The 12,064-nt window shown below is 72.9% G+C and carries 3 pseudogenes; all 3 read right to left on the minus strand.

The features are described 5' to 3' along the window. Positions 1–1,739: 1,739 nt before the first annotated feature. A pseudogene (locus tag UK94_RS71985) lies at positions 1,740–2,042 on the minus strand (iron ABC transporter); the annotation flags it as partial. Between the two features lies 1 nt (position 2,043). Further along, a pseudogene (locus UK94_RS71990) lies at positions 2,044–2,274 on the minus strand (iron ABC transporter); the annotation flags it as partial. 1 nt (position 2,275) lies between these two features. Further along, positions 2,276–2,771, minus strand: a pseudogene (locus UK94_RS76690) (ABC transporter substrate-binding protein); the annotation flags it as partial. Positions 2,772–12,064 lie beyond the last annotated feature (9,293 nt).

The raw sequence follows: 12,064 nt of genomic DNA on the forward strand, positions 1-12,064 counted from the left end.
CAACGACACACCCCCACACACCACCGCCACCTCACCACCACCAGCAGCCACCACCCCATCCCACACACCCACCACCGACGAGAACGAAACCGGATGCTCCGGCCCCACGTTCTCGGCGGCGTTCTCCGCCGCGAACCGCGGCGGTGCGGCGACGGCGAGCCGGGCGACCGGCAGCGCGTCGGGGGCCTCCACCATCGCCGCGAACACCTCGCCTAGCAGCTCGCCCACCTCGCGGGCGCGGTGCGGGGCGAGGAGCCCGCGATGGTGCTCCAGCTCCAGTCGCAGCTCGGCGCCGGGGTCGGCGACCAGCGTGAGGGGGTAGTGGGTCGCGTCCTCGGTGCGCGCGGCGGTGATCTCGACGCCGAGGGCCGCCCGGACCCGGTCGATCGCGGCGTTGTCGACCGGATAGGACTCGACCACCACCAGGGTGTCGAACAGCGCTCCGAGCCCGGTCAGCGCCTGGACCTCGGCGAGCCCGAGGTGGTGATGGTCCAGTGTCTCGCTCTGGGTCCGGTGCAGCCGTCCCAGCAGGGCGGCGACCGTCTCCGCCGGGTCCACCGTGACCCGGACGGGGACGGTGTTGATGAACNGGCCGACCATCGACTCCACCCCGGCGATCTCCGGCGGGCNGCCCGAGACCGTCGCGCCGAACACCACGTCACCGCGCCCGACGAACCGGCTCAGTGTGATCGCCCAGGCCGCCTGGACGACGGTGCTCAGCGTGACGCCGCTGTCGCGCGCCAGGCCCCGCAGGCGTTGCTGGATGTCCGCGGCGAGCGGGACCGGGATATGGTCCGGCGCCGCCGCCGTGACGTCCCCGCCCGGAGCCCCGGCTCCGGCCTCGCCCGCGTTCCCGACCATGGGAGTGGGCGGGGCGGCGGGAGTGCGTGGCACGGTGGCAGGAGTCGGTGGCACGGTGGCAGGAGTCGGTGGGGCGGTGGCGGCCAGCAGCGTCGGCTCGGTCAGCCCGTCGAGGACCCGACGCCAGACCGCCAGGGACTCGTCGCGGTTCCTGGCCGCCAGCCACGTCAGGTAGTCCCGGTAGGGCCGGGGCCGTGGGGCCGGCACCCCGGCGTAGAGGGAGAAAAGGTCTCTGAGCAGCAGGGGCGCCGACCAGCCGTCCAGCAGGATGTGATGACTGGTGATCACCAGCCGGTGTGCCCGCGGCCCCGTCCGGATGAGCAGGAAACGGATCAGCGGCGGCGCGTCCATGACGAACGGCCGGGCCCGCTCCGCCGCCGCCAGTCCCCGAACCCCCGGACCGGAGCCACCCGAGCCGGCACCGGCACCGGCACCGGCACCGGCACCGGCCACAGTTTCGGCCTCAGCCTCGGTCCAGGGCACGTCGACCTGGCGCAGCACCACCTGCACCGCTCCGGTGGGGACGACGACGAACGCCGTCCGCAGGTTGNCATGCCTGTCCACGAGGGCCTGCGCGGCGGCCCGCAGCCGCGCGGGGTCCAGTGCCCCCTCGAGTTCGAGGATCGTCTGGACGGTGTACGCGGCGTCGCTGTCCGCCATCGCGTGGAAGAACAGGCCTTCCTGTAGGGGGGCGAGGGGAAGGACCTCCTCGATGTTGGAGCGGTTCACGGGTACNCCATCTCTCCTCGAACGCGTGGAGCGGGCTCCAGTCGAGCGCCGTCATACGGGCCTTCGGCCATTCGGTTGCACGGCCATTCGGTTGCACGGCCATTCGGCCGACGGGGCGGCCGGTCACCGGGCTGGCCAGGTAGCCGGGCCTACCGCAGCGCGTCCCCGATCTGGGGCACCAGAGCCTTGATGGCGTAAGGGATGCTCAGCACCGAGGCGAACGAGAGCGCGAGCCCGGTGTTGTTGTCCGGGAAGACCGCCCGGTTCTCCGTGACGGCCGCCATCCGCGCGATCTGCGGGTACTCGGCGAGCGTCTTCTCCTTCGGCAGACCCTGCTGGCTCAGGACGATGACCACGTCGGCGTCCGCGTCGGCCATCCGTTCCGCGGACAGGCTCACGAAGGCCTCCTCCGTGCCCAGGCTCGTCACATATTTCGACGGGGTGAGCCCGAGNGCCGTCACGACCTGCGTGCGGGTGTCCGCCGACGAGTAGACGGCGACCTCTCCCTCCCAGGCCAGCAGAATGGTGACGGTGCGACCGGCGAACGTGGGGTTGTCCGCCGCCGCCTTCTTGAGGAGTGCCTCGGTCCTGCTGACCAGCGCCGCACCGTCGGTCTCGCGGCCGACCGCGGTGGAGATGACGTCCGTGGACTGCTGCCACGGCACGGAGTTCGGGTCGCGGTCCNGCGGCAGGCCGACGGTCGGTGCGAACGCGGTCAGCGACTTGTACTCGTCCTTGTCGCCTCGGGACTGCACGTCCAGAATCAGATCCGGATGCAGCCGGCCGACCTGCTCGTAGTCGAACGGCGGGCTGAAGAACTCCGGTGTGACGGTGCCCAGCTTCGATTCCGCCCAGACGCCGACGCCGCGCTTCATCTCCTCGGTGAACTGGAACACGCCGATCGGCACGATACCCAGGGCGAGCAGGACGTCGTGATCGGTGCGGCCGAGCGAGAGGATCCGGCTCGGCGCCTTCGGGATGGTCACCGTCCCGAACGTGTCCCTGATGGTGACCGGAAACGCTCCCGCGGCCGTTCCGGCTGTTCCGGCCGTGCTGGTCGCCGTCGGACCCGTGGTGTCCCCGCCGCAGGCGCTCAGCAAAGCGGTGGAACCCAGGGCAGCGCCGAAGAACAGGATGTCGCGACGACTCCGTGGGCGTCCACCAGTCACGGGGATGTGCATGCGTTTGTCCTCGTCTCGTGGCAGTCGTCAGGATCTGCCAGCAACTAGGAGTAGCTAAGGAGAGCCGGTCTCATTGCTCTTGACGGGGAGCCGACCGCCGGGTTCACGGCGCATCGTCGAACACTCCGGCCCGGTTGACCATCCGTCACTAAGGTGAGCCTAACCCCACCATCTGCGGTTTCGCAACGTTGGTGACGGATAGCCGAGTCGAGCCATTGTTGGAGGGCCACGAAAAAAGGGCGCACGAAATCGCCGAATCGGCCTGGCCGTGTTCGGAGAAAGATGCTGGCTGAGAATCGCCGCCGGCGGCGGCGCACGGGGACGGAAAAGCCGTCCGGGAACGGCCGGCACACCGTCGGGACAGCGGTGACGGGCGTCCGGAGNCGGCCCGCTCACAGGATCCGCCACCGTTCTTCGAAGGCGTCCAGGGTGCTCTGGTCGAGGTCGACCAGGGGCATGTCCGACGGGGTGTGCCCGCTGCCGGCGCCGCCGACGCGGCCGGTGCCCCTGGTGACGTGTTCGGCGAGGGAGGCGAGCGCGGTGCCNCACGCCGCGGCGAGGGCGTCGACCTCACCGTCGCCGAACAGCTCGGCGGGGTAGGACCAGGAGGAGCGCAGGACGGGGCCGGCGTCGGTGTCCTGCGTGAGCGCGGTGACCGTCAGGCAGGCGGCGGCCGGGGCCGACTCGTCGGAGAAGCCGGCGAGATCGGCGAAGCCGGCCGCCGTCGACCACGGGCCCCGATCGGCCTCGCCGCTGGACCGACCCAGGTAGTTGAAGACGATCTGCGGCGCCGGGGACCGGCCCAGCTCGGCGCCGGCCGCCGGGTTGAGGTACCGCAGCAGCCCGTAGCCCAGGCCGTGGTCGGCCATCGCCCGCCGGTTCTCCTTGACCGCCTTGACCAGCCGTCCCGCGGAGGCACCACCCGCGAGGGCGTCGTCGAGATCGACGTCGGTCAGGTCCAGCCGCACGGGGTACACGGTGGTGAACCAGCCGACCGTCCGGGACAGGTCGGCGCCGGGCACGGCCTCCTCCTCCCGCCCGTGGCCCTCGAGCGCGATGCGCAGGTGGGGGGCGTGGCGGCCGCGGTCGCGGCCCCAGCTCGCGACGGCGAGGCNCAGGGCCGCGAGCAGGACGTCGTCCACTCCGGTGAAGAACGCCTCGGGGACGTCGGTGAGCAGGGGGCGGGTCGTCCCGGCCGCCAGCTCCGCCCGGGCGGTGCGCAGCGTGGAGTTCAGGTCGCGGCTCGGGTCCAGGTGCCGCGCGCCCAGCGGGGCCTCGTCGCCGCCGGTCATCTCCCGCCACATCGGCAGCTCGGCGACCCGGGCCGGCAGGACCGCCGCGTCGGCCAGGCCGAGCGCCCAGTGCCGGAACGACGTCCCGATCGGCGTGTCGTCGGGTGCGAGCCCGGTCCGCACACGCCGCAGGGCGTCGGCGAGATCGGGCACGAGGATCCGCCAGGACACCTCGTCGACGGCGAGGTGATGCGCGACCACCGAGATCAGACCGCCCGCCGGCCCGCCGTCGAACCAGACCACCTGGAGCAGCAGTCCCGCCGTCGGGTCCAGCCGGTCCGCCGCCGCGGCCGTTTCGGCGCGGACGACCGCGGCACTCGACGGCGCATCCGGGCCGTCGCCGAGCACGATGCGGCGCACGACCGGCCGCTGCGGCTCGGCGAAGGGCGGGACGACCATGGCCCAGCCGTCCACGTCCGGGGTGACGACGGCGCGCAGGACGTCGTGGCGGCGCAGCAGAGCGCCCACCGCCGCCTCGATCGCGGCGAGGTCGAACCCGTCCGGCGCCACCAGCACCGCCGTCTGGGCGAACCGGGACCGCAGGCCGTCGCGTTCGAGGACCGCACGCATGACCGGGGTGAGGGGCACCGGTCCCGTCGCCGGGTGGGTGGCGGCGGGCGGTCCCGCGGGCTCGGCGGCCGCCCTGGCGTCGGCGGCTGCGGCGATCTCGGCGATGGTGCGATGCGTGAACACGTCGCCGGGGGTGATCCGCAGCCCGGCCGCGCGGGCTCGGGCGACGAGCTGGATCGAGACGATGCTGTCCCCGCCGAGGGCGAAGAAGGAGTCGTCGGGGCCCACCTCCGCCACCGCCAGCAGGTCCGCAACCAGACCGGCGAGCGTCTTCTCCGTCGCCGAGCCCGCCTCCCGGCCGGTGCCCCGCAGCTGCGGGGCCGGCAGGGCCCGCCGGTCGACCTTGCCCGCGGGCGTCAGCGGGATGGCGTCCAGCGACTGGATGATCGTCGGCACCATGTGGTCGGGCAGCCGGCCCGCCAGCCACCGGCGCAGGCCCTCGACGTCCGGCTCCGCACCGGGCACGCCGGGCAGGCCAGGGACGCCGGGCAGGCCGGTGACGTAGCCGACGAGATGCGCGGCGCCGCCAGGGTTGCGGTGCACCGTGACGACCGCCTGCCGCACGTGGTCGTGCTCGCCGAGCGCGGCCTCGATCTCCTGGAGCTCGACCCGCATCCCCCTGATCTTGACCTGGTGGTCGGCCCGCCCGACGAACTCCAGCGTGCCGACGGCCGTCCACCGGGCGAGGTCGCCGGTGCGGTAGAGCCGGGCCCCGGGCGTCCACGGGTCGGCCACGAACCGGGCCGCGGTCTGACACGGGTCGCCGACGTAGCCGCGGCCGAGCGGGAGGCCGCCCGCGTACAGCTCGCCCTGCACCCCCACGGGCGCCGGGTTCAGCGCCTCGTCGAGCACGTACAGGCGGGTGTTCGGGTTGGGCCGGCCGATGCTGATGCCGAACCGTTCGGCGTCGTCGCGGTAGATGTCGTGGCTGACGCCGATGGTGGCCTCCGCCGGGCCGTACCCGTGGTACATCACCGCGTTGAGCGTCGCGCGGAAGCGCCCGAACAGTTCGGGGGTGAGGGCCTCGCCGCCGCACCAGACGTGGCGCAGCGTGCCGGCGGCCCCGTCGATGCCGGGCAGCTGCAGGAGCATGTCCAGCATCGAGGCGACCAGGTAGGTGAAGGTGACCCGGTGCCGGGTGATCAGCTCGAGCAGGTAGTCGACGTCCCGCTCGCCGCCCGGTCTGGCGATCACCAGGGTGGCGCCGGTCACCAGCGGCAGGAAGACTTCGTTGACCGAGATGTCGAAGCCGAGCGGGGCCTTGAACAGGACGGCATCGCCGGGGCCGAAGTCCAGCAGCCCGCGCTGCCACAGCAGCCGGGCGGCGATCGCCTGGTGGCCGATCATCGCCCCCTTCGGGGTGCCGGTCGAACCCGAGGTGTAGATGACGTAGGCGAGGCCGTCCGGGTGCAGGGGCGCGACCGGGACGGGTGCCGACGCGGCCGGGAGGTCGCCGACGAGGAGGACGGGCACGTCGAGCTCGTCGGGCAGCCCGGTTCCGGTGGCGCTGACCACGGCGCGCAGCCGGGCCGTGCGGTGGATGTCGGCGATCCGGCGGGCGGGCCAGCCGGGTTCCAGCGGTACGAAGGCCGCGCCGACCCGTTGGATGCCGAGCAGCGTCGCGACCAGGTCGGCGCAGCGGTCGAGGTGGGCGCCGACGACGTCCTCGGTGCCGACGCCGAGGGCGAGCAGCCCGGCGGCGACGGCGTCGGCCCGGCGGTCGAGGTCGGCGTAGCTCAGCCGGGCGTCGCCGTCGACGAGGGCGAGCGCGCCCGGGGTGCGGGCCGCCTGCGCGGCGAACAGCACGGGCACCGTCGTGTCGGCCACCGGGGTGGCGGTGTCGGTCCACTCGACGAGCAGACGCTGCCGCTCGTCGGGGCTGAGCACGTCCAGCGCGGACAACCGCGTCTCGGCGGCGGTGCCGAGGATCCGCATCGTGTGGACGAGCCGTGCGGCGAAACCCTCGATCGTGGCCCGGTCGAACAGGTCGGCGTCGTACTCCACGCAGCCGTCGTAGGTGCCGTCCGCACGCGGCGTGAAGTCGAACGCGAGATCGAACTTNGCCCCACCGGTCGTGCCGCCGTCGCCTGTCGTGTCGTCGCCGCCTGTCGTGTCGCCGTCGCCTGTCGTGTCGCCNTCGCCGTCGGTGGTGGCGTCGCCGGCGGTCATGGCGGAGACGTCGATCCCGGCGAGCCCGGCCGCCGCGGTCCCGGCCTCACGGAAGTCGACCATGGTCTGGAACAGGGGGTGCCGCCGCGCGGCCCGCTCCGGGTTGACCGCGTCGACGACCCGGTCGAAGGGCGCGTCGGCGTGGGCGTAGGCGTCCAGCGCCGTCTCCCGCACGTCGAGCAGCAGGTCGCGCAGCGTCGGGTCGCCGTCCAGGCGGGTGCGCAGCACCACGGTGTTGACGAAGAAGCCGACGAGGTGGTGCAGCGCCTCGTCGCCGCGGCCCGCGGACAGCGCACCGAGCGGGATGTCGCGGCCGGCGCCGAGCTTGTGGAGCAGGACCGTCACGGCGGCGCACGCGGTCATGAACTCCGTCGTGCCCGTGTCGCGGCCGAGGTCGCGCAGGCCCTGGACGACACCGGCGGGAACCGGGAAACGCACCTCCCCGCCGCGCGGTGGCGACCCGGCGCGGCGCGGGCGGTCGACGGGCAGCGGGATCTCCTCGGGAAGCTCCGCGAGGGTCCGCGTCCAGTACCGCAGCTGGCCGGCGAGGACGCTGTCGGGGTCGTCGGGATCACCGAGCAGCTCCTGCTGCCACAGCGTGTAGTCGGCGTACTGGACGGGCAGCGGCCGCCACGCCGGCGCGGCGCCCGCCGAGCGGGCCGCGTACGCGGTCGCCAGGTCGGTGAGCAGCGGGTCGGTCGACCACTCGTCCCCGGCGATGTGGTGCACCACCAGCCCGAGCACGTGGTCGTCGGCCGCGAGGCGGAACAGGTGCACGCGCAGCGGCGGCTGCGTCTCCAGGTCGAACGGCCGACCGACGGCCTCGGCGACCAGGGCGGGCAGCTCTCCCTCGCCGGTCTCGACGAGGCTGACCGCCNCCCGGCACTCGGTCAGGATCCGTTGGTAGGGCGTGCCACCGTCGTCGGGGAAGACGGTGNGCAGGGACTCGTGCCGGGCGACGACGTCGTCGAACGCGGCGGTGAGGGCGGCGACGTCGAGGTCGCCGCGCAGCCGGGCCACGAAGGGGACGTTGTAGGTGCTCGACGGGCCTTCGAGCCGGTCGAGGAACCACAGCCGACGCTGGGCGGCGGACAGCGCCAGCCGCTGCGGCCGGGGCCGGGGGCCGAGCGGAATCCGCGCCGAGGGGGGTCGCTCGGCGTCCAGCACCGCCGCGAGGCCGGCCACGGTGGGGGTGTCGAAGACGGCGCGGACAGGCGTCTCCGCGCCGGTCTCGGTCCGGATCCGGGCGATGAGGCGGGCGGCGAGCAGGGAGTGCCCGCCCAGGGCGAAGAACGCGTCGTCGAGGCCGACGTCGTCGACGCCGAGCAGCTCCCCGAACAGCCCCGCGAGCAGACGCTCGGTCGGCGTCACCGGCACCCGGCCGGTGGTGGCCCCGCCGGTGAACGTCGGCGCGGGCAGGGCCCGGCGGTCCAGCTTGCCGTTCGGCGAAACCGGAAACGCCGCCAGGACAAGTACGGCCGCGGGCACCAGATGGTCCGGAAGAACCACCGCGGCGGCAGCCCGAAGCTGATCGGGATCAAGCGATCCACCCCGATCCCCTGCGGAGGCGTCCCCACGATCCGCCGCGCGAGCGCCACCCCGGTCGGAGTCGACCGTGGTGGGCTGGTCGGCGGTGACGTAGCCGACCAGGCGGGTGACCCCGTTGTCGGTGCGGGCGACCACCACCGCCTGGCCCACCCCCGGCAGCCCACCCAGCACCGCCTCGACCTCACCCGGCTCCACCCGATAGCCACGGATCTTCACCTGCTCGTCCGCGCGGCCCAGGAACTCCAGCGTGCCGTCGGCCTGCCACCGCACGAGATCCCCCGTCCGGTACAGCCGCTCCCCATCCCCGAACGGATCCGCGACGAACCGCGACGCCGTCTCCCCCGGCCGACCCGCATACCCNCGGGCCACCCCGACACCGCCGACATACAGTTCCCCAGCCACACCGACCGGCACCGGCAACAACGCACCATCCAGCACAAAGGTCCGCAGCCCCGCGACCGGCCGGCCGATATGCGGCCCCACCCCGAATTCCACCGGCGTCCAGGTGGCATCCACCGTGCATTCCGTCGGCCCGTAGAAATTCAACCCCAGCACACCCNGCGCCGAACCCAGCGCATCCCACAACCGGGAACCCACCGCCTCCGCCCCCGTCGCCACCACCGANGGCACCCACCCACCGGACAGCAAACCGTCATCCACCAGCAGTTCCAACAACGACGGCGGCACGTCCACAAAATCNATCCGCTCNNCNCGGACCAACCGCACNATCCCCGCCGCATCCCCCATCAGACCATCCGGCAGAACATGCATCGCATGCCCCGCCAACATCCACACCAGCGGATCCAACGACCCGTCAAACGCGAACGACAACACGTTCAACACCCGCAACCGCCGGCCCCCCAGCCGCACCACCACCGGATCGATCACCGCCGCCCGATGCGCCAACGCCAGATTCACCAGACCACCATGCGTACCCACCACACCCTTCGGCCGCCCCGTCGACCCCGACGTGAACACCACATACGCCGCCGCCCCCAACCCCACCGAACCCGACCCCGCCGTCGAAACCGAATCCGAACCCGCCTGCACATACACATCCGAGCCCGAATCCGCCTCCGACCCTGCCCCCGCACTCGTCCTCGGCCAGGAATCCGGGTCATCCACCAAAATCGTCCGACCCGAGAATCCCGCCTGCGCCACCCGATCCGCCACCACCGACGACGTCACCACCACCAACGGAGCCGCCTCCCCCACCACCACACCCACCCGCGACACCGGATGCACCGGATCCACCGGCACCACCACACCCCCCGCCTTCCACACCGCCACCATCACCACCACCACCTCCACACCCCGCGGCACCACCACCCCCACCCGCACCTCAGGCCCCACCCCCACCNACNNCANNNNCNCCGCCAACCNCGACGCAACCTGATCCACCTCACCAAACGACAACGACACACCCCCACACACCACCGCCACCTCACCACCACCAGCAGCCACCACCCCATCCCACACACCCACCACCGACGAGAACGAAACCGGATCCGCGCCGACAGCCTCGGCGGAATCGGAGCCGGCGGGCAGCGCGGCCGGATTCGGTGCCGCAACCCCGCTCCACTCGCGCAGCAGCAGCTCGCGCTCCTCGGCGGAAAGAACACCCACTCCGGACAGGGAAAGGTCCGGGTTCCCCGCGAAGGCGGCGAGCACGCGACCGAGACGCGCCAGAATGCGTTCGACACTCACCCGGTCGAACAGGTCGGCGTCGTACTCGACGGAGGCGAGCAGGCCACCACCGCGAGCGGCCGGGGTGAAGGTGAACCCAAGGTCGAACTTCGCGGCCGCCGGTTCGGCCGATTCCAGCGGTGCCAGGTCGAGACCGTCGAGCCCCGGGTTCCCGGTCGCCGGGTTCCAGTAGTCCACGAGGGTCTGGACGAGCGGATGGCGGCCCGCGGCGCGCTCGGGGTTGACCCGTTCCACCACGCTGTCGAACGGGACGTCGGCGTGGGCGTAGGCGTCCAGCGAACTACGCCGGACCCGGGAGAGCAGCTCGCGCAGGGTCGGGTCACCGGAGAGGTCGAGTCGGACCACCACCGTGTTCACAAAAAAGCCCACCAGGGGCTCCAGGGCGGGGTCGACGCGGCCGGCAACCAGTGCGCCCAGGGGAATGTCGGCGCCGGCGCCGAGCTTGTGCAGGGTGACCGCGACGGCCAGGTGCGCCAACGTGAGCTCGCTGGTTCCGGTCTGGGTGAGCAGCGGACGCAGCGCTGCCATGGTCGTCGCGGGGATCTCTCCCCGCACCCGCCCACCGCCCGCGACGGGGACCGCGGGCCTGGGTCGGTCGGCGGGCAGCTCCACCTGGGTGGGAAGGCCGGCCAGGATCGTCGTCCAGTAGGCGAGCTGACGCTCGGCCAGCTCCGAGGGCGCGTCCGGCGCGCCAAGCAGCTCCTGGTGCCACCGGGTGTAGTCGCCGTACTGGATCGGAAGGGGTGACCAGGCCGGGGCGCCGCCGCGCAGGCGGGCCGCGTAGGCGGTCGCCAGGTCGCGCAGGAACGGCGTGGTCGAGCCCTCGTCGCCGGCGATGTGGTGGATGACCATGGCCAGGACGTGGTCGTCGGCGGCGACCCGCAGCACCTGGACCAGGATCGGGATCTCGGTCTCCAGCCGGATCGGCGTCTCGTGCACGTCACGGATCGCGGCCGCAAGTCGATCTTCGGTGATATCGAGGTACGAGAACGGCACGGTGACGTCGTCGAGGATGCGCTGCACCGGCGTCCCGTCGACCTCCGGGAAGACGGTGCGCAGGGTCTCGTGCCGGGCGACGACATCCTGGACGGCGGCACGCAGGGCCGGGACGTCGAGCGGACCGGTCAGCCGGGTGGCGAACGGCAGATTGTAGGTGCTCGACGGGCCTTCGAGCCGGTGGAGGAACCACAGGCGCCGCTGGGCTGCCGACAGCGGCAGGGGGTCCGGTCGGTCGGCCGCGGTGAGCGCGGGATAGCTGGGCTGCGCGTCGAGCGCGTCCAGGTGGGCGGCGAGGGTGGCTATCGTCGGGGCGTCGAACACCGAGCGGATCGAGACGGGCAGGTTCGTCGCCGCGCGGACGCGGGCGATGAGGCGGGCGGCGAGCAGGGAGTGCCCACCCAGGGCGAAGAACGCATCGTCGAGACCCACGTCGTCGACGCCGAGCAGCTCCCCGAACAGCCCCGCGAGCAGCCGCTCGGTCTGCGTCGCCGGCACCCGGCCCGTGCTCGCCCCGCCGGTGAACGTCGGCGCGGGCAACGCCCGGCGGTCCAGCTTGCCGTTCGGCGAAACCGGAAACGCCGCCAGCACGACCACGGCCGCGGGCACCAGATAGTCCGGCAACACCGCCGCCACCGCGACCCGAAGCTGATCGGGATCAAGCGATCCACCCCGATCCGCCGCGCAGGCGTCCCCGGGACCCGTTGCGGAGGCGTCCCCGCGGTCGGGGTCGAGCGGGGTGGGGCGATGTGCGGTGACGTAGCCGACCAGGCGGGTGACGCCGTTGTCGGTGCGGGCGACCACCACCGCCTGGTTCACCCCCGGCAGGCCGGCGAGTACCGCCTCGACCTCACCGGGTTCGACCCGATAGCCACGGATCTTCACCTGCTCGTCCGCGCGCCCCAAAAACTCCAACGTGCCCTCGGGCTGCCACCGCACCAGATCCCCCGTCCGGTACAGCCGCTCCCCATCCCCGAACGGATCCGCGACGAACCGCGACGCCGTCTCCCC

This window comes from Frankia sp. AvcI1, assembly GCF_001420875.1.
Lineage (GTDB): Bacteria > Actinomycetota > Actinomycetes > Frankiales > Frankiaceae > Frankia > Frankia alni.